The organism is Trueperella bonasi (assembly GCF_030811535.1).
GTDB lineage: Bacteria > Actinomycetota > Actinomycetes > Actinomycetales > Actinomycetaceae > Trueperella > Trueperella bonasi.
Genome location: NZ_JAUSQX010000001.1, coordinates 1,674,300 through 1,696,791 on the forward strand (window position 1 = coordinate 1,674,300; position 22,492 = coordinate 1,696,791).

The 22,492-nt window shown below is 58.8% G+C and carries 23 protein-coding genes; 22 read left to right on the plus strand and 1 reads right to left on the minus strand.

Going from position 1 to position 22,492, the window contains the following annotated elements; all coding sequences use genetic code 11:
* Window positions 1–155 precede the first annotated feature (155 nt).
* The 11 genes from J2S70_RS07670 to J2S70_RS07720 all read left to right on the plus strand — a co-directional run bounded on the left by J2S70_RS07670 (window position 156) and on the right by J2S70_RS07720 (window position 11,052).
* Window positions 156–536 carry an RNA-binding S4 domain-containing protein gene (locus J2S70_RS07670; protein ID WP_307683132.1) on the plus strand — a complete coding sequence of 127 codons (381 nt, stop codon included), beginning with the start codon at window positions 156–158 and terminating at the stop codon, window positions 534–536.
* Between the two features lie 83 nt (window positions 537–619).
* Window positions 620–1,342 (plus strand): UMP kinase, encoded by a 723-nt coding sequence (gene pyrH, locus J2S70_RS07675; protein WP_307683133.1) that lies wholly within the window; start codon window positions 620–622, stop codon window positions 1,340–1,342.
* A 6-nt stretch (window positions 1,343–1,348) separates the two neighbouring features.
* Window positions 1,349–1,906: a ribosome recycling factor gene (gene frr / locus J2S70_RS07680; protein WP_307683134.1), complete on the plus strand. Its 558-nt coding sequence runs from the start codon at window positions 1,349–1,351 to the stop codon at window positions 1,904–1,906.
* 2 nt (window positions 1,907–1,908) lie between these two features.
* Window positions 1,909–2,793, plus strand: a complete 885-nt coding sequence (locus tag J2S70_RS07685) for a phosphatidate cytidylyltransferase (RefSeq protein ID WP_307683135.1) — start codon at window positions 1,909–1,911, stop codon at window positions 2,791–2,793.
* Window positions 2,794–2,816: 23 nt separating this feature from the next.
* A complete protein-coding gene (gene rlmN / locus J2S70_RS07690; RefSeq protein WP_307683136.1) occupies window positions 2,817–4,073 on the plus strand; it encodes a 23S rRNA (adenine(2503)-C(2))-methyltransferase RlmN in 1,257 nt (418 codons plus the stop codon).
* An 8-nt stretch (window positions 4,074–4,081) separates the two neighbouring features.
* Window positions 4,082–4,627 (plus strand): cell division protein DivIVA, encoded by a 546-nt coding sequence (locus J2S70_RS07695; RefSeq protein WP_307683137.1) that lies wholly within the window; start codon window positions 4,082–4,084, stop codon window positions 4,625–4,627.
* Window positions 4,627–5,841, plus strand: a complete 1,215-nt coding sequence (dxr, locus tag J2S70_RS07700; protein WP_307683395.1) for a 1-deoxy-D-xylulose-5-phosphate reductoisomerase — start codon at window positions 4,627–4,629, stop codon at window positions 5,839–5,841. Before J2S70_RS07695 ends, dxr begins: the two co-directional genes overlap by 1 nt.
* Window positions 5,842–7,134, plus strand: a complete 1,293-nt coding sequence (locus J2S70_RS07705) for a M50 family metallopeptidase (protein WP_307683138.1) — start codon at window positions 5,842–5,844, stop codon at window positions 7,132–7,134. It abuts the gene before it with no gap.
* 54 nt (window positions 7,135–7,188) lie between these two features.
* Window positions 7,189–8,349, plus strand: coding sequence for a flavodoxin-dependent (E)-4-hydroxy-3-methylbut-2-enyl-diphosphate synthase (gene ispG, locus J2S70_RS07710; RefSeq protein WP_307683139.1), 1,161 nt, complete (start codon window positions 7,189–7,191; stop codon window positions 8,347–8,349).
* Window positions 8,349–9,197 (plus strand): GNAT family N-acetyltransferase, encoded by an 849-nt coding sequence (locus J2S70_RS07715; RefSeq protein WP_307683140.1) that lies wholly within the window; start codon window positions 8,349–8,351, stop codon window positions 9,195–9,197. Before ispG ends, J2S70_RS07715 begins: the two co-directional genes overlap by 1 nt.
* 73 nt (window positions 9,198–9,270) lie before the next feature.
* Window positions 9,271–11,052, plus strand: coding sequence for a proline--tRNA ligase (locus tag J2S70_RS07720; protein WP_407702664.1), 1,782 nt, complete (start codon window positions 9,271–9,273; stop codon window positions 11,050–11,052).
* Here the strand turns inward: J2S70_RS07720 and J2S70_RS07725 are convergent.
* Window positions 11,049–11,897, minus strand: coding sequence for a hypothetical protein (locus tag J2S70_RS07725; RefSeq protein ID WP_307683142.1), 849 nt, complete (start codon window positions 11,895–11,897; stop codon window positions 11,049–11,051). The two genes, J2S70_RS07720 and J2S70_RS07725, sit on opposite strands and share 4 nt — an antisense overlap.
* Before the next feature lie 39 nt (window positions 11,898–11,936).
* On the opposite strand from J2S70_RS07725, the gene J2S70_RS07730 reads away from it, so the two are divergent.
* The 11 genes from J2S70_RS07730 (at window position 11,937) to rpsO (ending at window position 22,470) form a co-directional block, all read left to right on the plus strand.
* Window positions 11,937–12,386: a ribosome maturation factor RimP gene (locus J2S70_RS07730; protein ID WP_307683143.1), complete on the plus strand. Its 450-nt coding sequence runs from the start codon at window positions 11,937–11,939 to the stop codon at window positions 12,384–12,386.
* Between the two features lie 8 nt (window positions 12,387–12,394).
* Complete coding sequence (nusA, locus tag J2S70_RS07735; protein ID WP_307683144.1) at window positions 12,395–13,411, plus strand: transcription termination factor NusA; 1,017 nt, start codon at window positions 12,395–12,397, stop codon at window positions 13,409–13,411.
* Window positions 13,412–13,514: 103 nt separating this feature from the next.
* On the plus strand, window positions 13,515–13,832 hold the full coding sequence (locus tag J2S70_RS07740) for a YlxR family protein (protein ID WP_307683145.1): 318 nt from the start codon (window positions 13,515–13,517) through the stop codon (window positions 13,830–13,832).
* Window positions 13,833–13,900: 68 nt separating this feature from the next.
* Window positions 13,901–16,705, plus strand: a complete 2,805-nt coding sequence (gene infB, locus J2S70_RS07745) for a translation initiation factor IF-2 (RefSeq protein ID WP_307683146.1) — start codon at window positions 13,901–13,903, stop codon at window positions 16,703–16,705.
* A gap of 57 nt (window positions 16,706–16,762) precedes the next feature.
* On the plus strand, window positions 16,763–17,236 hold the full coding sequence (rbfA, locus tag J2S70_RS07750; protein WP_307683147.1) for a 30S ribosome-binding factor RbfA: 474 nt from the start codon (window positions 16,763–16,765) through the stop codon (window positions 17,234–17,236).
* Window positions 17,236–18,270: a tRNA pseudouridine(55) synthase TruB gene (gene truB, locus J2S70_RS07755; protein ID WP_307683148.1), complete on the plus strand. Its 1,035-nt coding sequence runs from the start codon at window positions 17,236–17,238 to the stop codon at window positions 18,268–18,270. Before rbfA ends, truB begins: the two co-directional genes overlap by 1 nt.
* 35 nt (window positions 18,271–18,305) lie before the next feature.
* Complete coding sequence (locus tag J2S70_RS07760; protein WP_307683149.1) at window positions 18,306–18,863, plus strand: LemA family protein; 558 nt, start codon at window positions 18,306–18,308, stop codon at window positions 18,861–18,863.
* Window positions 18,860–20,653, plus strand: a complete 1,794-nt coding sequence (locus J2S70_RS07765) for a DUF2207 family protein (protein WP_307683396.1) — start codon at window positions 18,860–18,862, stop codon at window positions 20,651–20,653. The genes J2S70_RS07760 and J2S70_RS07765 overlap by 4 nt, the downstream gene beginning before the upstream one ends.
* Window positions 20,654–20,890: 237 nt before the next feature.
* Window positions 20,891–21,019, plus strand: coding sequence for a hypothetical protein (locus J2S70_RS07770; protein WP_307683150.1), 129 nt, complete (start codon window positions 20,891–20,893; stop codon window positions 21,017–21,019).
* Window positions 21,020–21,074: 55 nt separating this feature from the next.
* Entirely contained in the window at window positions 21,075–22,058 is a 984-nt protein-coding gene (locus J2S70_RS07775) for a bifunctional riboflavin kinase/FAD synthetase (RefSeq protein ID WP_307683151.1), read from the plus strand.
* A gap of 142 nt (window positions 22,059–22,200) precedes the next feature.
* Window positions 22,201–22,470: a 30S ribosomal protein S15 gene (gene rpsO / locus J2S70_RS07780; RefSeq protein ID WP_307683152.1), complete on the plus strand. Its 270-nt coding sequence runs from the start codon at window positions 22,201–22,203 to the stop codon at window positions 22,468–22,470.
* Window positions 22,471–22,492 lie beyond the last annotated feature (22 nt).

Here is a 22,492-nt window from a genome sequence, read left to right on the forward strand (position 1 = left end):
TAGTCAGAGCGCTTCTCATACATGTGCAACAAAAATGGCGCACCGGGCGCCAACTACATTCGGAGTATAGCCGGAGGGATCGGAAACCGCTGTAATGCAGGCCACGAGGGCGGCGCTGCCTGCGCAGGTGCAGCGCACGGGCGTAGACTTAGCGCATGGAAACAGCGCGAATCGATCAGTGGCTGTGGGCGGTGCGTCATATCAAAACTCGCTCGGCGGCGACGGCGGCCTGCCGTGCTGGCCACGTGCGCATCAACGATGAGCCGGTTAAGGCCTCCACCAAGGTGAAGGTGGGCGACGTCGTACGCTATCGGGTCCAAGGCTGGGACCGCATCCTGAAAGTTAAGAAACTCATAGTCAAGCGAGTCGGCGCGCCGGTGGCTCGCGAGTGCTACGAGGATCTCACCCCCGAACGGCCACGTGTGTACATTCCCGTGATGCGGCGCGAACCAGGCGCAGGACGCCCCACCAAAAAGGAACGCCGTGAGCTGGATCGGCTGTTTGGCAGAGACTCGAACTGGGGCCGAATGCGCTAAACTTGGGCAAAGTGCCACCGGGGCCAAGCTCCGGCCTCCAAGCAAACCGATCAGGCAAGCTAACCGATGAGAAAGGTAACGTCATGACACAGCCGGCCACACGGCGTCGAGTCCTTCTAAAGCTTTCCGGTGAAGTGTTCGGCGGTGGAGAGGTTGGGCTCGATACGTCGGTGCTCACCCGCATCGCGGGGGAAATTAAGGCGGCTGCCGAGGATGAGATCGAGGTTGGCGTCGTCGTTGGCGGCGGGAACTTCTTCCGCGGTGTCGAGCTCCAAGAAGCCGGAATGGATCGTGCACGCGCCGACTATATGGGAATGCTCGGCACGGTGATTAATGCGGTTGCACTCCAAGATTTTCTGGAAAGTGCGGGTGTTCCCACCCGTGTCCAAAGCGCGATCACGATGGCTCAGGTTGCTGAGTCCTACATTCCGTTGCGCGCCATCCGCCATTTTGAAAAGGGCCGCGTTGTCATCTTTGGTGCGGGTGCGGGTATGCCGTACTTTTCAACGGACACGGTAGCCGCACAGCGAGCACTTGAACTGCGCTGCGATGAGCTTTTGGTAGGCAAAAATGGCGTGGACGGCGTTTACTCGGATGATCCGCGCACAAACCCGGACGCCGTCAAGTTGGATCACGTCACGTACGAAGACGCCCTTCGGCAAGGATTGCGCGTGGTCGATGCCGCCGCCTTTTCGCTGTGCCAAGATAACGGTATGACCATGAGGGTGTTCGGAATGGTTGAGCCTGGAAACGTCACTCGCGCCCTTCGTGGTGAAGACATTGGAACATTGGTAACTAGGAACTGAGGACACATGATTGAAACAGCCCTGCTTGAAGCGGACGACAAGATGGATAAGTCCATCGACGTGTTGCGTAACGAGTTTTCAAAGATCCGCTCTGGCCGCGCAAACCCGGAGCTCTTCACCTCGCTGATGGTGGATTATTACGGAGCGCCGACGCCGTTACAGCAGCTCGCGTCCGTGACCGTTCCTGAAGCGCGGATGATCATCATCACCCCCTATGACCGCTCGGCTATGAAGGACATTGAGCGGGCCATCCAAGAAGCCGATCTTGGCGTGAACCCGACCGACGATGGCCAGGTATTGCGCATTAACCTTCCAGCGCTGACTGAAGAGCGCCGCAAGGAGTACGTCAAGCTCGCCCGCACCAAGGCTGAGGACGCACGTATTGCTATCCGCGGGATCCGCCGCAAGGCCAAAGAGGAGCTCGAGCGAATCAAGAAGGATGGCGACGCCGGCGAAGACGAAGTCGAACGTGGCGAAAAGGAGCTTGAAGCCCTCACGAAGCGTTTCACCGACCAGGTTGATGAGCTGCTCGAAGGAAAAGAAGCAGATCTCATGGAGATCTAGGGATGAAGACCTCGCTCGCGGAGCAGGGCACCAGGATATTTGCCTGCCTTGCCCCGCGCCCGCCCGAACCGCCCAAAGAGTCCGCTTCCCGGGCCGGGCGTAACCTGTGGCTGGCAGTTCCTACTGCGATCGTGCTGCTTGCGATTTTGGGGCTGTCCTTAATCCGCATGGAGCTATTCGTTGGCCTCGTGGTCATCGCCCTTGGTATCGCGCTGTGGGAGATGGCCGGAGCGCTGAAGGCTGGCCAGTTCACCATTCCGCTCGGGCCGTTACTTATCGGTCAATGCATCATGCTGATCGCCACGTGGAATCGTGGCCTTGACGCCGCGATTTTGATCTATTTTCTCACCTGCGCGGTTGCGATCGTGTGGAATGCTCGCCGGCCGATGGGTGTAACCGACGCAATCGCGGGCTGTTTTGCGCTCGGCTGGCTCGGCCTCATCGGCAATTTCGCGGTGGCGATGGCCGCGATGCCAAACAGTGCGCTCGTGATTCTCACCTTCATACTTTTGCCCGTAGCAAACGATACGGGTGGATGGCTTGTTGGCATTCTGGTGGGCCGCCATCCGATTGCCCCGTCGATCTCGCCGAAGAAATCCTGGGAAGGCTTTGCGGGATCCACGGTGGCAACCCTGCTGGTCGCATGGCTCATGTGCGGGCACCTTCTGGGAATGGAATGGTATTGGGTGATCGCGTTTGGCGTGACCACCCCCATTTTTGCGACGGCGGGTGATTTTGCGGAGTCGTTGTTGAAGCGCGATCTTGGGGTGAAAGACATGGGCTCCTTGTTTCCCGGCCACGGCGGAATGCTTGATCGGATCGACTCGATCTTGTTCTGCGCCCCCGTGTGTTACTTCCTTTTTGCTTTCGGATTTGGATTGTTTTAATCCGCTGGCACAATAGGTGATCTATGGTTAAGCAAGTAAGGCCACGCAACGAGTCGGGCAAAGAACTCACCCTGACCTTTCACGAAAAGCGCAGGGGAAAGCCGCCGCGTCATGTGGCAGATCTAGGCCGCGAGGAGCGGCGGGCTCTACTGCAGGAGATGGGCTTTCCCGCCTTTCGTGCGGATCAGATTTCCAGGCATTATTTCGCGCATCGCACCGTCGATCCTGCGGATATGACGGACCTACCAGAAGACGGGCGCGAGCAGCTCGTTGGCGCCCTCGTTCCGACGCTCATGGAAAAGGTCTCCGAGCAGTTCGCCGACGGCGGGCGCACCCTGAAGGTCTTATGGAAGCTGTACGACGGCGTCGTTGTCGAATCGGTGCTCATGGCGTACCCGGACCGGGCAACACTGTGCCTCTCCTCGCAGGCTGGTTGCGGTATGGCGTGCCCATTTTGTGCAACGGGCCAGGCGGGATTGACGCGCAACCTGTCAGCGGCAGAGATCATCGAACAGTTGCGGCTCAACATGAAGCTGGCGGAGTCCGGCGCGCTTGGCGAGTCTACGCGCATTACGAACGTTGTGTTCATGGGAATGGGTGAACCGCTGGCGAATTACCGCGCCGTCCAGCAATCCCTGCACAGGATGATCAAACCGGTGCCGGAGGGTTTTGGGATGTCGGCGCGAAATATCACCGTCTCCACGGTCGGCTTGGTGCCTGCCATCGAGAAACTCGCGGCTGAAAATTTGCCGGTCACCCTGGCCGTGTCCCTACACGCCCCCGACGACGGCCTGCGCGACGATCTTATTCCGATCAACTCGCGTTACAAGGTGGGAGAACTTTTAGATGCTGCCCGCCTCTACTACGTGAAAACGGGCCGGCGGGTATCGATCGAATACGCGCTGATCAGGGATATGAACGACCATAAGTGGCGTGCCGAACTGCTGGCAGCTGAACTCAACAGCCGGGGCAAAGGATGGGCACACGTCAATCCGATTCCGCTCAATCCCACTCCGGGAAGTATTTGGACGGCGTCGACCAACTCCGCAACGCGCTCGTTCGTCGATACACTTGTTGAGCGGGGTATTTCAACGACGGTTCGGGATACGCGCGGCTCCGACATTGACGGTGCCTGCGGGCAGCTGGCTGCCGAAGTGGTCGATCGCGACAACGTCGCACGCCGTGCCAAGAAAGCCCAACAGGCGGTGGAAGCAAGGTTGGCGCAGCATCGCGAGGAACCGAAAGACTTTGCGGACCAGTTGGCGACGATGCGATCGTAGGGAGGAACATGGTAGATACGTTCAAACGAGTAGGGGCCTGGAAGTCTGGTTATCACACCGGGCAGGTGGATGCCTTTTTGAAAAAAGCCAAGCAGGCCTATTCGGGTGATGATTCGCTCGGTATCGACGAAACTGCCGTGCGCGCTTCAGCGTTCGATTGGGTTCGTAACGGCTACGATCCCGAGCTTGTTGACGCGGCTTTGGACAGGCTCGAGTCTGCGTTTATTCAACGACGCCGTGCGCGCGTGGTCGATTCAGAAGGTGAGGAAGCGTGGCTTGATGAGACCTACGAGCAGGCGCAAACGCTTTATCCACGGCTATTGCGCCCGGGTGGGGAAAAGTTTGCCGACGCCGACGGCGCGGGTTATGCGAAGTCGGAAGTCGATCAAGTGATGGGCCGACTAGCGGAGTACTTTTCTGGCCGGCTGGAAATGTCGTCCACCGATTTGCGTTCGGCTACTTTTGGAAAGGCGCGGGGAAGTTCTGCATATTCCGAGCCGGTTGTAGATACCTATCTAGACCGTGCGATTAGCGTGATGTTGGCGGTTGAATGATGCGCGACGTCGTTTTGCTTGGGTCCACGGGATCGATCGGCACGCAAGCGCTCGAAGTGATCGACGCAAATGCTGATCGGTTCCGGGTATGTGGGCTTGGCGCCGGTGGGGGCAATATCGAACTGCTTGCCCGGCAAGCCGTGAGCTTTGATGTGCCGCGGGTGGCGATAGCGGCTGACAAAGCGGATGAATTTGCAAGCTCATGGAAGAAGGTTTCCGGCGGTGCGCCGATGCCGCAGGTTGATACTGGCGATGACGCGATGGTGGAACTGGCGCGATCTTTGCGTGGCACAGCCGAAGAATCCGGCGTCGTTGTTAATGGAATCACGGGCTCCATTGGTTTGCGTCCCACGCTGGCTGCCCTTGAATCGGGGGCAACTTTGGCCTTGGCGAACAAGGAATCCCTCGTGATTGGCGGTGGGCTGATTGCGCAGGCGATGGCGTGGCCAGGGCAAATTGTGCCCGTCGATTCCGAGCATTCGGCGATTGCGCAGGCGCTGAGTTCGGGGCGTCATGAAAAGGGTTTGACCTCGCCTGTTGTTACCGGCCGCTCTGAGGTGCGAAGGCTGATTCTCACGGCCTCTGGAGGGCCGTTTCGCGGGTGGGGGCGAGCTGATTTGGCAAAGGTTAGCCCGGAGCAGGCGCTCAACCATCCGACGTGGGATATGGGCCCGGTTGTCACGATCAATTCATCCACGCTCATCAACAAGGGGCTTGAGCTGATCGAGGCCGCCTACCTATTCGACATCGATCCGGCGGACATCACGGTGGTGGTTCATCCGCAGTCAGTGGTCCATTCGATGGTGGAGTTCGTAGACGGGTCTACCATTGCGCAGGCCTCGCCTCCGGATATGAAGCTGCCGATCGCGCTTGGGCTGGCGTGGCCCGAGCGGCTCGAGGGCATGGCCAGCCCCTGCCGGTGGGAGGAACCGGTTTCGTGGACTTTTGAGCCATTTGATGTCGAGGTGTTCCCAGCCATTGGCCTAGCCCGCGATGCTGTGGCTGCCTCGCCGCTGCATCCGGCGGTGCTGAATGCAGCTAACGAGGAATGTGTGGACGCTTTCAGAGTGGGCAGGATTGGCTATCTGGACATCGTGGATACGGTAGCGGAAGTTCTCGGCGCGTTTGATGCGGATGCCACGCTTGATCTCGACGGCGTCCTTGGTGTTGATGCGTGGGCGCGGGCGCAAGCGCGCCGCGCGTTAGGGGTCTAAGTGGGTGCCTTGCCCGGCATTATTTTTCTGATCGTCGGCCTACTTGTTTCGGTCGGTATTCACGAACTTGGCCACCTTATTCCAGCAAAGCGCTTCGGGGTGAAGGTATCGCAGTACTTTATTGGTTTTGGACCAACGCTGTGGTCAACCATGCGCGGCGGTACAGAATACGGGTTGAAAGCGATTCCGCTTGGCGGATACGTGCAAATGGCCGGCATGCTCGCGCCTGCAAAGCCGGGTACGCGAACGTACAAAAACGGACAGCTCACGCTGGCTGAGGAGGCCCGGCGGGCGTCGGCTGAAGATCTGAGCCCCGGCGAGGAAGACCGGGCATTCTGGCGCTTGCCAGCTCGCCAAAAGCTCGTGGTCATGTTCGCAGGCCCGGTAACGAACCTTATTTTGGCAGGGCTGCTTATTGGCCTCGTCGTCTCCGGTTTTGGTCTGCCGGCGCTGACCAACCAGGTTGGTGCAATCACCCCCTGTGTGGGCCAAGCGCAACAGTGTAGTACGGAACATCCGCCGAGTCCCGCGGCTGACTCGGCCCTCGAAGTTGGCGACACGGTTGTGGCATGGGGTCATACCTCGACCTCCAACTGGGAAGAGTTATCAGCCGCAATTGCCAACGGCGGTACCGGCCCGGTGACCGTACGCATCGAACGCGAGGGCGAACCGATCGACGTCGTCGTCCATCCGGTACTCGTGGAGCGGCCGGTTGTTGAAAACGGGCAAGTCGTCGTTGACGACGCCGGGGAGCCGCACACGCACACGGTGCCGTACGCGGGTATTTCGCCGACGAGCCAGCGCGAGCGGCAGTCGGTGTGGCAGGTGCCAGGATACGTGTGGGATTTCACTATCGCCACCGGGAAGGTGCTGGTCAGCCTGCCAATGAACCTGTGGAATACGGCGGCGGACCTTGTGACGGGCGCCGAGCGGGATCCCACGGGCGTGGTCGGAATCGTTGGCGTGGCAGATATCGCGGGAAATATTAGCTCCAGCCAGGGGGAGGGCTACGGAGCGGTCGATCGGCTAGGAGATCTCACTTTGCTTCTCGCTGGGCTGAACATGTCGCTGTTCATGTTCAACATGCTTCCGCTTTTGCCCCTCGACGGCGGGCACATCTTAGGCGCGCTCATCGAAGGTACACGCCGAAAAATAGCGAAAGTGCAAGGCAAGCCCGATCCTGGGCCTTTCGATACGGCCCGTCTGTTGCCGCTCAGCTACGTGGTGCTCGCCGCACTGATAGCGATGACGGTGTTACTCGTCGTTGCCGATATCCTCAACCCGGTTGTATAGCTGTGGAGCGAGTACCGCTGTAAATCATCACGGGGGGATGACATAATCGAAGGCGTGAGTAATCCAGTATCGCTTGGTATCCCGACAGTCAAGGAAGCGCCGGAAGTTTTACGGCCGCGCAAGAAAACCCGCCAGATTAAGGTGGGGGACGTGTACGTAGGCGGAGACGCGCCCGTTTCCGTGCAGTCGATGACAACCACAAAAACCCACGATATCGGTGCGACGCTCCAGCAAATTGCGGAGCTTACGGCCGCGGGATGTGACATCGTACGCGTTGCCTGCCCCACCGATAAAGACGCCGAAGCCCTGTCAATCATCGCGCAGCAGTCGACCATTCCCGTGGTTGCCGATATCCATTTCCAGCCGCGCTACGTGTTCGCTGCGATCGACTCGGGTATGGGCGTGCGCGTGAATCCGGGCAATATTAAGAAGTTTGACGATCGAATTCCGGAGATCGCGGCGGCGGCGAATGCTAATGGTACCGCGATGCGAATCGGTATTAATGCGGGTTCGCTCGATCCGCGTCTGTTGAAAAAGTACGGTAAGGCCACGCCTGAAGCGCTGGTTGAGTCGGCCGTCAATGAGGCGCTACTTTTCGAAGAGGCCGGCTTTTTTGATTTCGCGATCTCCGTGAAGCATCACGACCCGGTGACGATGGTGCGGGCCTACGAATTGCTGTCGGAGGCGGGAGATTGGCCGCTACACCTTGGCGTGACTGAGGCCGGGCCGGAGTTCCAGGGAACCGTGAAATCCGCGGTTGCATTCGGTGCTCTGCTCAGTCAGGGGATTGGCGATACGATCCGCGTTTCGCTGTCTGCCCCGCCCGTTGAGGAGATCAAGGTTGGCGAGGAGATTTTGCGCTCGCTTGGGCTTCGTGAGCGCAAGCTGGAAATCGTTTCCTGCCCTTCGTGTGGGCGAGCCCAAGTGGATGTTTACACGTTGGCCAACGAGGTAACTGAGGGCTTGAAGGACGTGAGCTTTCCGCTACGCGTTGCCGTGATGGGTTGCGTTGTTAATGGTCCGGGCGAAGCGCGCGAAGCAGACCTTGGGGTGGCCTCTGGCAATGGGAAAGGGCAGATCTTTGTGAAGGGCAAGGTTGTGGAAACCGTCCCCGAGGAAGAAATTGTGGAAACTTTGATTCGACGTGCTCGGATTGTGGCCGAGGAACTGGGCTTAACCGAAGATCCCGAGGCTTCGCCCGAGGTGATCGTCTAGTGCGCTGGCCGCGCCGTTCGCGGCTTCGGCGGCTCAGTGCTTTCGATAAAAAGGCGGCAATCGATATTCTGGCCCAAGATCCCGTAGCCTCGATTTTGGCTCGGGTGCCGATCGAACAGGAGGACTCGAGCACGGCGCACGCCTTAGGTCTTTTCGACGACGACGGCGCGCTTTGCGCAGTGTGCTGGAATGGTGGCAACCTGGTGCCTTTCGGTTTCGACCCCGAAGGCCTCGATATTTTGGCCGATCATCTCATTCACACCCCGCAACTGTGCTACACGCTTACGGGCCCGGCCGATCAGGTCCTACCTTTATGGGACCGGGTTCAAGGTGTGTATTCCCGCCCGCGCGAGATCAGGGAGCGCCAGCTTTCGATGGTTTATCAGGGCGGTGAACAGGTGGCTCCCGATCCGGCCGTGCGTTTGGCACAGGTGGGCGAAGGCGGTTTGGTTTTTCCGGCGTCGGTAGCGATGTTCATCGAAGAAGTGGGTTTCGATCCGAGCCAGGGCAGCTACGCATATGCTAATCGCGTTTACAGCCTCATCCGTCAAGGGCGTACTTTCGTGCGGATCGGCCCGGGTGGTAACGGCCAGCCGCGAGTGGAGTTCAAAGCTGACGTGGGTGCGCTTGCTGGGGGAGTGGCACAGATTCAAGGCGTGTGGACTGCGCCCGACCTACGAGGGCAGGGGATTGCAACGAATGCGATGGTAAGTGTAGCCCGCGCGGTGTCTACTACGATCGCGCCAACAGTTTCGCTTTACGTCAACGACTTCAATGTTGCGGCCGTGCGCGCCTATGAAAAAGCCGGCTTCGAGACGGTTGGCCTATACGCGACCGTGATGCTCTAAGGACACCAGGGTCGCTAGAGCTCGGGATTCTAGAACTAGCGGAATTCCCGCTAGAATGAGGGCCGTGCTTAGAATGTCAAAACTATTTGTCCGGACCTTGCGCGAAAATCCTGCGGACGCCGAGGTCGAATCCCACAAGCTGCTCGTGCGGGCTGGCTATATTCGCCGCGCAGCGCCGGGTGTATACACGTGGCTACCTCTAGGGTTGCGTGTTTTGCGCAAGGTCGAGCAGATTATCCGTGAGGAAATGGACGCGGCCGGAGCGCAGGAAATGCATTTCCCCGCACTGCTTCCGCGTGAACCATACGAAGCTACTGGTCGGTGGGATGATTACGGGCCAAACCTGTTCCGGCTCAAGGATCGCCGGGATAACGACTATCTGTTGGCACCCACGCACGAGGAAATGTTCACGCTCGCGGTTAAGGATATGTGCAGTTCCTACAAGGATTTACCGCTCAACCTCTACCAGTTCCAGACGAAGTACCGTGACGAGGCGCGCCCGCGTGCCGGGCTTCTTCGCACGCGCGAATTCGTGATGAAGGATGCCTATTCTTTCGATATAGACGACGCCGGGCTTGACGTTTCGTACCAGATCATGCGTGACGCGTATGAAAGGGTCTTCGAACGCTTAGGCGTGCCGTACGTGATCGTGCAGGCAACATCCGGCGCGATGGGTGGTTCGCGGTCGGAGGAGTTCCTCAGCCCGATCGACGTTGGTGAGGATACGTTCGTTGTTTCCGACGGCGGTTATGCGGCAAACACGGAAGCCGTGACGACACCCGAACAGGAAGAACTCGACTATTCTCAGGTACCTGAGCCTGAAACCCTGGATACCCCGGATTCGACAACGATCGCGCTACTCGTCGATTTTGCGAACGAGGCGCGCCCACGCGAGGATCGCCCGTGGCAGGCCTCCGACACGATGAAGAACGTGGTGGTCGTGGCCACGCATCCCGACGGTGAGCGTGAATTGCTTGTGATCGGCATGCCCGGTGATCGCGATGCCGATCTGAAGCGCATCGAGGCGAATCTGGCGCCCGCCGAGGTCGAGATGGCAATGCCCGAGGATCTAGAGAAGCACCCCGAGCTCGTCCCTGGTTATATCGGGCCGAAGTTTATCGGCCCAAATTCGCCAAACCGCACGGTTGGCGAGGATGGAAAGCCGGTTGGCTCCGTGCGCTACCTGTTGGATCCCCATGTTCAGCGTGGATCGGCATGGATCACCGGTGGAGACGCGGAAGAAAAACACTCGTTCAACATGGTCTACGGCCGCGACTTTGAGGCCGATGGATTTATCGAAGCTGTCGAGGTGCGCGAAGGTGACGAGGCGCCGGATGGATCTGGGCCGTTGCGGATTCAGCGCGGCATTGAAATTGGGCACATTTTCCAACTGGGCCGTAAGTATGCCGAGGCGTTGGACCTGAAAGTGCTCGACGAGAACGGCAAGGCCGTCGTCGTTACGATGGGTTCATACGGTATTGGCGTGTCGCGTATCGTTGCCGCGCTAGCGGAACGTAACCATGACGAGCTGGGCCTTATGTGGCCGGCGAACGTCGCCCCCGCTCAGGTTCATGTTCTTGCAACTGGTAAGGACGCGGATGTCTTTGGAACTGCCGAGAACATCGGTGAGGAGCTGAGTGCGAAGGGAATCGAGGTTCTTTACGATGACCGGCAGAAAGTTTCCGCCGGTGTGAAGTTTAAAGATTATGAGCTACTTGGCCTGCCCTATGCGGTTGTTGTTGGTCGCGGCCTGCAAAATGGCGTTGTTGAACTGCGCGATCGCCGCGAGGGAACATCCGTCGAAGTGAAAGTTGCGGGCGCAGTCCAAGAGCTTGCCAAACTCATGGGTGACTAATTTTGCTCAGAATCGGTTGACGTGCCGAGTAAATCCAGGCCTGGGAAGGGCTCAATTCGCGGCGCATCTTGAAACTGGTTGAGGTGGCAAATAAACGAGGCGACGTCGGCCTGCGCGCCACTGGCATTCATCGCGCTGAACGCGAGCTGGTCAATGAGGAGTTTGTAGGCGGCCTCCACATGGGAGTCACCGGCAGGTTCGGCGACGAGTGCGGGCCGGGTGTCCGGAGCGCCAGCGGCAAGTTGCGCATCGATCAGATTGGATAGCATGTCGATCCGTTCAATTTCGGAATCGCGCGCTCCTACTTCTAATTGGGCTGCGTGCTGTTCGAGCCATTGGCGCGCTATTTCCACATTTTCTACGGCCACCCCCGAATTGGCGGCTCCTGCCACGGTGGCAAGGTCGTATTCCCCGCATTGGTCTGGTTCGCTCGCGCCGAGCGAGAGTGTCGAAATACCGATTGCCGTGGTCACGGGCCCCAGATCTGAATTCAGGGTGGCTTCGGAGAGTTCAAGCAAGGCGGAATGAACATCGTCGAAGGAGTTTTCAGGAATTGGGGGGTTGGTGTATCCGTCGGGAGCGCCATCGGGCCACGGGATCCACACGCCGCCAAGAGCAGTTGTCCAATCTTCGCCGAAAGAAGCGTAGTCCCCACCGCTATGAGCAATCTCTTGTGCACGTGCTGCGAGCTGCTGACGCTCCACATCTTGCGGACTCGGCTCTCGTGGCGAAACATCCTTTTCTAGACGTATCCCCATCACGATCATGACGAGCGCAAAAAGTGCGATTCCGAGCAAAAGGGTGCCAATAAAGATGAGCGTGGAGCCGGTTCGACGTTGTGCCATAACTTTATCCTGCCACATTGCGCAGGTAGCATTGGCAGCATGTCTAAGGAAAACGAGATTGTGGATTTGCTCCGGCCACTTGTTGAAGAACATGGCCTTTACCTCGAGGGGGTCAAGCTTAACCGTGCGGGAAAACATTCCGCGCTTGTTGTGACCATCGATCTTCCGGAGGGTCCAGGGGGAGTGGGATCTGATGCGCTTAGCAGTGTGACCCGTGCGATTTCGGGTGCGCTCGACGAGGCGGATCCGATCGCGGGAAGCTACAACCTTGAGGTGACGACGCCGGGTGCCGAACGTGAGCTGACGGAGCCACGCCACTTTTCGCGTGCGCAGGGAAGGCTTGTCGCATTCGTTTTCGACGACGGCGCCATGGCGAGCGGCCGAATTGAAGAGTTACAGGGCGACTCGGTGATGGTGAGTGTTGACGGCCAAAGGCGCGAAATCTCGTTAGACTCCGTGAGCAAAGCGCACGTTCAGATCGAATTTTAGGAGGCGGCATGGATATCTCAATGAATGAGCTCCGAATTGTTGAGTCGGAGCTCGATGTTGATCTCAATGTTTTGCTAGAAGCTATCGAAGCCGCACTCCTGCACGCCTATAACCGTGCACCGGGAGCAATTAAAGGCGCGCGTGTTGATCTGGATCGGTCCACGGGAAATGTGACGGTGTGGGCTCCAGAACTTGATGAATACGGTGAGGTGATCGGAGAGTTTGACGACACCCCAAATGACTTTGGCCGGATTGCCACCTCGACAGCCCGCTCGATCATCGCCCAGCGTTTACGCGACGCCGAGTCCGCGCGGATCCTTGGTGATTTCCAAGGTAAGCAGGGGGAAATTGTCGCCGGGACCGTGGAAGGACATGCGGGCTCCAGCCCTGAAAACCGCGATCTCTTCGTTGAGCTGGGTGAAAATCGCGGGCTGTTGCGCTCTGAGGAACAGGTCGCAACGGAGCGCTTCGAACGGGGGGATCTGATTCGTGCACTCATCCTTGATATTTCAGTGACCCCGCGGGGAGCCTCCATCCGCCTATCACGCTCGCACCCAGACTTTGTCCGGCAGCTTTTTGTTACCGAAGTGCCGGAGATTAGTGATGGCATAGTCGAGATCGTGACGATCGCTCGCGAGTCGGGCCATCGGTCAAAGATTGCCGTATGGTCAAATGATCCCGCAGTCGCGGCGAAGGGCGCCTGCATAGGCCCCAACGGCCAACGAGTTCGGGCGGTCACCCAAGAGTTGCAGGGTGAAAAGATTGACATTGTTGACTACAGCGATGACATCGGCACTTTCATTGCGGCGGCACTCTCACCTGCGAAGGTGGTTCGAGTGGACGTTCTTAATCCTGATATGCGGCAAGCCCGAGCGATCGTTCCAGATGATCAGGCTTCGCTCGCGATTGGAAAAGAAGCTCAAAACGTGCGCCTGGCTGCGAAACTCACCGGCTGGTCAATCGATATCCGCAAGGTGTCGGAAGATCCGCAGGCGCAAGAAGAGCCGCAAGAGGAATCGCAATAGTTTCCGTGAACGCGGCTAAAGCCGTATTGCGTGCGCGGGAGTTGAGCAACCTCACGTGCTGAGCTCGGTTCGGGCGAGCTTCGTCGGGTAAACTAGTGCAGGTATGTCTACGTCCTTGCCGCGCGCTATCAAACAGCGCACCTGTATCGGTTGCCGGGGCGTTGGGCATGCAAACGAACTTTTGCGCTTCACCGTTTCGAACGCGTACGTCGTATGCGATACGGAAAAGAAGCGAGGGGGACGTGGCGCGTGGGTTCATCCCACGCCGGAATGTTTGGGGCAGGCACTGTCCAACCGGGCGTTCAACCGCGCTTTTCGCAGCGCGGTGGATGCGCGGGATGTGCACGCCCTGCTCGATATGACCAAGGAGCGCAAGCTCCCAGAGAAGAAAGCGGGTAGAGAGCCCATGGGCACCCGATGAGTACCCAGCGATGAGCTGTCTGCAAGAGGTCTGACGCCGTGAGCGCGGACCCACAATGAAGGAGAAAAGTGGCTAGAGTCCGCGTACATGAGCTCGCCAAGGAAATCGGCGTGACGTCCAGAGAACTTTTGGACGTGCTGAAAGAAAATGGCGAATTCGTTAAGTCGGCGTCCTCGAGTATCGAGGCCCCCGTCGTGCGTAAAGCACGTGAATATTATGAAAAGCACCCCGAGTTACTAGGGGAGAAGGCTGCGGCAAAACCTGCCGATAAGGAGCCGAAGAAGGCTACTCCGAAGAAGGTTGCGCCCAAGCCGGGAGCTAAACCAGCCACGCCTGCGGCTAAGCCCGGCCCGAAGCCGGCACAGAAAGCAGCGGCTGAGGAGGTGGCAGAGCAGGCTCGCGCAACAGAACCGGTTCAGGAAGCCAAATCAAGCCCTAAGAGTGCACCAAAGCCCGCACCGCAACCTAAGGCGCCCACACCGAAGGCGGAGCCGAGCGCGGTAGAGCCGGAGAAAGGCACCCCCAAGGAGGAGCCTGCAGAGCCTTCGCGTCCGATTGTGACGCCGGGCGAGGCGGCTGCCTCTGCTCGTGCGGCTCGTGAAGCTGCTCCGCCGCGGCCGCAGCGCCGTCGGGGCCCGCGTCCGGGCAATAGCCCGTTCGCTTCGAAGCAGGGTATGGGCCGTCCGCGTCCTGGCAACAGTCCGTTTGCGCCCAAGCAGGGTATGCGGCAGGACCAGCAGGGCGGGCGTCCGCAACGCGAGGGTGCACCGCGCCCGCAGCGCGGTGGGCCACGTCCCTCGCCGAATATGATGCCCGACCAGATCCAAAGCCAAGATTCCCGTGGTGGCCGCGGTGGTCGCGGCCGGCCAGGCGGGCAGGGTCAAGGCCAGGGTCAGCGGCCCGGAGGCGGTTTCGTCCGTTCGGGCGGCAAAGCTCGCGGTGGTTCGACTGCCGGCGCGTTCGGCCGCCAAGGTAGCCGTGGCCGCCGGAAGTCAAAGCGGGCAAAGAGGCAAGAATTTGAAGAGCAGCAATCACCGATGCTCGCTGGCGTTCAGGTGCCGCGCGGCAACGGTGAAGAGGTTCGCGTTCGCGCAGGTTCCTCCCTGGCTGATTTCGCCGAGCGTATTGAGGCCGATCCAGCTGCACTCGTGACTGTTTTGTTCCGGATGGGCGAGATGGCTACGGCCAATCAGTCCCTCGATGAGGACACCTTCCAGTTGCTCGGCGCCGAACTTGGCTACGACATCAAGATCATGAGCGCCGAGGATGAGGATCGCGAGATTCTCGAGGCTTTCGATATCGATATTGACGCCGAACGCGCAGAAGAGAATCCTGAAGATCTCGCCGAGCGTCCGCCCGTCGTGACCGTTATGGGTCACGTCGATCACGGTAAGACGGCACTGCTGGACGCGATCCGGAATGCCGACGTCGGCAGGGGAGAAGCCGGCGGTATTACGCAGAACATTGGTGCCTACCAGGCTCGGGTGGACGTCGAAGGTGAACGCCGGGCGATCACCTTTATCGATACCCCCGGTCACGAGGCGTTTACGCAGATGCGTGCGCGCGGCGCGAACGTGACGGACGTGGCGATCCTCGTGGTGGCCGCGAACGATGGCGTCATGCCGCAGACCGTGGAAGCAATCAATCACGCACAGGCGGCTGACGTACCGATCGTCGTGGCTGTGAACAAGATTGACGTGGACGGTGCGAATCCGCAGAAGGTGCGTTCGCAGCTCACCGAATACGAACTCGTTGCCGAGGATTACGGTGGCGATGTTGCGTTCGTTGACGTGTCCGCAAAGCAGCGCACGAATATCGAGGATCTCCTCGAAACCGTGCTTGCCACTTCGGACATCCTCGTGGAGCCAAAGGCCAATGCCGATAAGCCAGCCCGCGGTGTGGCCATTGAGGCCAAGCTTGATCAGGGCCGTGGCTCGGTTATTACGGCGCTCGTTCAAGAAGGAACGTTGCGCGTTGGCGATTCGATCGTGGTGGGCACGGCGTATGGCCGCGTTCGCGCGATGATCGACGAACACGGAAATAACGTTGAGGAAGCCGGTCCATCGCGCCCGGTTCAGGTGCTCGGTTTAACCTCGGTGCCGGGAGCTGGCGATCAGCTCATCGTTGCCGACGACGACCGCACGGCCCGTCAGATCGCAGAACGCCGCGAAACGGCGAAGCGTGCCGCAACGCTTGCCAAGCGCCGCAAGCGTATCTCGCTCGAGGATCTTACCTCCGCGATTGAGCAGGGCAAGGTTGAAAACCTCAACCTCATCATCAAGGGCGATTCCTCCGGCTCCGTTGAGGCGCTGGAGAGCTCGCTGCTCGATATTGAGATTGGTCAGGGCGAGGTTGAACTCAACGTCATCCACCGAGGTGTGGGTGCCGTGACCCAGTCGGACGTTGACCTCGCAACCGTTGATAACGCCGTGATTATCGGCTTCAACGTGCGCCCGGCAGAGCGCGTGCAAGAACTCGCGGACGAAGAGGGCGTTGAGATGAAGTTCTACAACGTCATCTACGATGCGATCGACGACGTCGAAGCGGCTCTTAAGGGCCGGCTCAAGCCGATCTACGAAGAGATCGAGGTCGGTACGGCGGAGATCCGCCAGGTGTTCCGTTCGGGCAAGTTCGGCAATATCGCCGGTTCGATCGTGCGCAAGGGCACTATCAACCGTGGCCACAAGGCGCGTCTTGTGCGCGACGGCGTGGTTGTTGCAGCGGATTTGGAGATCAAGTCGCTGCGACGCGAGAAGGATGACGTCTCGGAGGTCCGCGAAGGATTCGAGTGCGGTATTACGCTCGGATACAACGACATCGCCGAGGGCGACCTCATTGAAACCTGGGAGATGCGCGAAAAGCCGCGCGATTAAGCCCAAAATGCGGGTGTGCGGGAAGTACCGCACACCCGCCAGCATGATAGGAGAATCATGGCAGGTGCACGCGTTGAGAGAGTGGCCGATCAGATCAAGCAGATCGTGGCACTCCTGATTGATCGTAAAGTAAAGGATCCGCGCCTAGGAATGGTGACTGTGACGGACGTTCGGGTAACCGGAGATCTGCAACACGCCTCCATTTTCTACACCGTAATGGGCTCTGAGGAAGAGCGCATCCAGTCTGGTAAGGCGCTCGAATCGGCGAAGGGTATGATCCGTTCTTCGGTGGGCAAACAGCTCGGATTGCGGCTGACCCCTACCATCGAATTTATTTTGGATGCCCTACCCGACTCGGCTAAGACAATGGAAGAATTGCTTGCCGAGGCCCGCGCGCGTGATGAGGAGATTCGCCGCCGGGCTGAGGGTGCGAAGCCGGTAGGCGATGCCGACCCCTATCGTAAGCCCAAGGCTAGCGAAGCCCCTGTACCGGGGGCTGATTCAGCGACTGGCGGGGGCTCAGCGGTCTAGTGCGTCAAGGGCGCGAGCGCAATCGCCAGCGAGCGATTGCGCGTAATGAACGAGTGAAGCCGTGGGGCGATTTGCCCCGCGGCTCTTCACCATCTCAGGGCGTGCTCTTCATCGATAAGGACCAGGGTGTGACCAGCCACGACGTGGTTGGCGCGATACGCCGGCTTGGCGCTACCCGGCAAGTTGGACATGCGGGCACCCTCGACCCGATGGCGACGGGCCTGCTGATCGTTGCCACTGGTAGGACGACGAAACTGATCCAGTACCTGGTCGGAGCGGAAAAAACCTATGAGGCCCGGATTTGTTTGGGTGTGGGTTCCGATACCGACGACGCCGACGGGCAGCTTTACGCCGCCAGCGCGCCTGAGCTGGGCGAGGGGAGCGAGGAACGAGTAGACAAAGCTTTGGCCGCCTTAACGGGCGATATCTTGCAGGTGCCCGCAACCGTGTCCGCGATTAAAGTCGATGGCTTGCGGGCGCATGATCTGGCCAGAGCGGGTCACGACGTTGAACTCGAGGCCCGGCCGATTCACGTTTCCCGCTTTGAGCGCACATCGACCATCGTGAATGGAAACATGGAGATTGCCGGGGAATCGGTGCCAACTTGGCAGTTCGACGTCGTCGTTACCGCTTCTGCTGGAACGTATGTGCGAGCCTTGGCCCGCGATGTTGGCCGAGCGCTTGGCACGCAGGCACACCTGAGGAGTCTGCGGCGAACGCGAATCGGGCCGTGGGACGTGGCAAATGCCGTGCGCGTGGCAGATCTGCGCGATTGCGTCGAACGGGAAGTGCCGTTACCAGTGGCTAAGATGGCCGAAATCTGCCGGGCCATTTTTCCCGTGATAGAGATCGACGACGCCGAAGAAGCCGCCCTGCGAAACGGAATATTCATCGAAAAACGCAAGCCGGTATCGCAGGGTGCGCGCTCGGAGCCCTGGCCGGCGGCAGCGTTCAAAGGCGATCGTCCGGTTGCCCTCGTGTCGCCGCGTTCGGGCCGCTTCAAACCGGATCTGCAATTATCGATCGAGGGCTAACATTATCCGGTAGCTCGATGTGTGATAATCGTGCTATGACATCAACGTATATCTTAATTGGAATTGCCGTAGTGGTGGTTCTGCTCATCTTGTGGGTTATTGCCACGTACAACAAGTTCGTCCAGTTGCGCGAAAATGTGCGCAATGCGATGGGGCAGATCGCTGCGCAGATCGAATCGCGTTGGGACGCGCTGACCTCGATGATTGGTGCAACGCAAAAGTATGCTGAACACGAGGCGAACACTTTACGCAACGTGATCGCGCAGCGTAGCCCCGTGCGTCCGGATTCGACGCCGGGCGAGGTAGTCCGCGATGATGAGGCGTTCTTGGGTGCGATGGCACGGATTAACGCGGTCGTTGAGAACTATCCGGAGTTGCGCGCCTCGGAAACATTCGGCCGAGCGATGGGAGCGGTGGACAAATTTGAGAATAACGTCCGCTACTCGCGCATGATGTACAACGATACCGTGACCAAATACAACCGATACCGCAGCCAGTTCCCGTCGTTGATCGTGGGCGCACTCTTTGGTTTTGCTAAGCAAGACTACTTCGATAGCTCGCCCGGTAAACGCGAAATGCCGGCGTGGCAATGAAGAAAATCTGGATCGCGCTACTAGTACTGTTCGCCGTCGTCGGCATTGCACCGGCGGCGGCCGCGAACGTCATATCCGATATCGCGATCGAAGCGGAAATCCTAGCCGACGGCTCGGCAGTCATCACCGACACGCGAACGTTCACTGCGAACGAGGGAAGCGAACACTATATTTCGCTGGAAAATCTTGGGCCGTCAGATGTTGTCGGTTTTTCTGTTGTGCTTAATGGTCATCAGCTTGAGGATGTTGGCGAATGGGACGTGGACCGCAGCCGATTAGAAAAAGCGGGGAAGTCCGGCGTCGTTACTCTTTATGACGGGTACGAACTTGCCTTTGGCTTTGGCGACTACGGCACGCACACGGCTGTCATGACGTACACCGTGACGAACTTCGTGGAAAACCTCGAGGACGGCGCACAGGCCGTGTACTGGGAATTCATTCCCAAAAATATGACGCGTACCGAGAATGTAACCATCCGGCTCACGAGCGCCGAAGGCGTAACCTTCAACCAGGAAAATTCGAGGATTTGGGGATTCGGTTTTGAAGGCGAGACAGAGATTACGCCTGAGGCGTTGGTGATGAGGACGACGGCAGAAATTACCGCGAGGGACTACATGACTCTTTTGGCGATCTTCCCTCAGGCGCCTTTCACCTCAACTGTCACGATGCCGCATACCTCGGAATCGCTCGAAGCCCGCGCAAAGGAAGGATCTATCTGGGAAGACGACCCCGATGGTGGGGATTCCCCGACTAGGGGGTGGAAGGATTCCGGCACGAGCCGCAAATCCCCAGATTTTGATTGGAAGGAGATCATTAGCGGGCTTGGCAAGGGTTTGAGTTCTATGGTGGGACTTCTGTTTTGGTCGATAGTTTTGTTTTTTGGCTTTGAGTACTACAAAAAGGACAAGAACAAGCAAATTAGCCAACACGAGGCACGCGGTTTATTCAGCTTTGGTGCGAAGCCCACGGTTGGTAAGGAAGATTACTGGCGGGAGGTACCGTATCAGGGACCGGTTGCCGACGTCGTCGCGGTAGCTAGCAGCGCGCTGCCGGGGCTTGCCACCGCACTACTTTTGCAGTGGATTAAAGACGGGGCCCTGCGCGAGGTTCAACATGTTTCCGGGTGGGTGTTTAAGCGTGAGGAAGCCGCGTTCCGTATCGAAGGAACGCCGGTGTTTCGTTCCGATGTCGAGCGAACCTACTGGGATTTCATTGTTCGCGCGGCACGAGATGACGCCACTTTACAGCGCAAAGAAATCGAGAAATTCACCCGGCGCAACTCGGATTCAGTCGGCTCGTGGCAGAGCTCGGCTCGGGCGTATTCCCGCGAAAAGTTAAAAGAGCAAGGACTCGTCGAAACTTTCGAGACCACGACTTTTGGCCTATTCACGAGAACCCATACGCGGATTAACCAGGAAGGGATGGAACTCAAGAACCGCATCCAAGGGTTTAAGAATTACCTGCGAGATTTTTCGCTTTTAAACGAGCGCGGAGCTTCGAATGTGCTGCTGTGGGATGAGTACATGATCTGGGCCGGATTCCTTGGCATCGCCGAGGAAGTAGCTAGACAGTTCAATATCGTTGATCCGACTTACACGCAGGCGACGAGTATCACTCAGACTTCTACGGTAATTTCGCACGATTTCTCCAACCATATGGAGAGCACTTATAAGTCTGCGATAAGCCGGTCATCGAGTAGTAGTTCCTCTTCCGGTGGTGGCGGTCGCAGTTCGTCATCCGGTGGCGGTGGCGGCGCGCGTGGAGGCGGCTCCGGCGGCGGCATTCGGTAACGGCGCTCATTCCAGCGGTGATCGCCTCACGGAAAGGCCCGCTCACCGAGTTGCGCGTTGCTTAGGGAGCTTGCACCGGTAACCGTCTGAGGTATCGATGCCTGCACGATATGTACAAGCGGTGCACATTGGCTGAACATTTGGGGGACGATTCCGGGAAGATCTTGGTATATGCGAAGATCGGGCTGGAATCATCCCTCAATGTCGTGCGCGCGATCGGCTACGATGTGCACATGAGTGAAAAATGTGGATGCGGCGGCCGCGGGCAAGGTCATGGCCGTCAAAGAGGACATGGTCGAGCTGGTGGATGCCAGTGCGGCGGCAAGGGCAAACGACGCGGCCAGCACACCGAAAACACGCCGGTGAATGCGCCACCCGACAGGTCTGAGGGACGCAAGCAGTTAGGGCTTCGCGGAGCCTGATGAAAGTTATCTATTCAACCGAGGACTACTCGCTCGGTCCATCCGTTGTGACCATCGGAATTTTTGATGGCGTTCACAAGGGGCACCACGCTATTTTGACCGAGACCGTGCGTCAGGCGCGCGAGTTGGGTTATGACGCCGTGGTGCTCACGTTTGATCCGCACCCGAGCCATGTGCACCATCCCGCGACGAACATGCCACTGATTTCGACGGTGGATGACCGGCTGAACATGCTGGAGGCCGCGGGGATCGACGTCGTCGTGGTGCAGGCGTACGACTTGGACTACGCACAGACCACGCCCGAAGACTTCATCGATCAGCAGTTGATCGGGAAGCTAGGGGCCCGGGCCGTCGTCGTTGGAGAGGATGTACGGTTTGGGCGTAAGAACGCTGGGAATGGCGAGTTTTTACGCACTTACGGCGGTGATCGCATTACGGTGACGCTGATCGACGATCTGAATGCTAAGTCGGGCCGGCGTTATTCCTCCACGTGGATCCGTGAATTGCTCGACGAGGGCAACGTGCGTGAGGCCGGCAAAGTGCTCGGGCGCCCGCATAGACTGCGCGGCGTTGTCGAACATGGGTTTAAACGCGGCCGGGAACTCGGATTTCCGACTGCAAATCTGCCGGGGGAGGGCATCGGAGAAGTGCCGCGTGATGGCGTGTATGCCGGCTGGCTTGTGCGTCGGATCCCCGGTTCGACGGCCACGGTACATCTTCCCGCAGCGATCTCGATCGGAACCAACCCGCAGTTTGATGGCGAGGTGCGAACCGTTGAAGCGCACGCGCTCGGGCGTGCAGACTTGAACCTGTACGGAGAAGAGATCGCGATCGACTTCGTGGACTACGTACGGCCCATGCTCAAGCTTGACTCGGTCGAGGCTCTCCAAGAGCAGATGGATGACGACCTGCGAAAGACGGCCGAAATCCTTGGTGTGCCCGTGTCGTACCGGGTCGATCCGGCCGACGTAACCGCACGTTAGTAGAGGCGCATCTCACCTAACCCGGCAGGTGGGCAGGCGTTGAGTGCGTGCTAAACTTGGGGAGCCGTTCGATCGGCCACGGAACGTCAGCGCTTGGGAGAACAAGCCCCGGGCTCCGTGCAACGAGTAGAAGGAGAATCGTATGGCTCTGTCCAAGGAGCGTAAAGACGAAATCATCAAGGAATACGCGACTCATGAGGGCGATACCGGCTCTCCCGAAGTGCAGGTTGCACTGCTATCGGCTCGTATTTCAGAACTGACCGAGCACTTCCGCAGCCACAAGCACGATCATCATTCGCGCCGCGGCCTGATGTTGCTCATTGGTAAGCGTAAGCGCCTTCTGTCATACCTGCAGAAGGAAGATATCGAACGCTACCGCGATCTTATCCAGCGTCTCGGCCTTCGCCGCTAGATGCTACTCGGCCCGCCCCTGT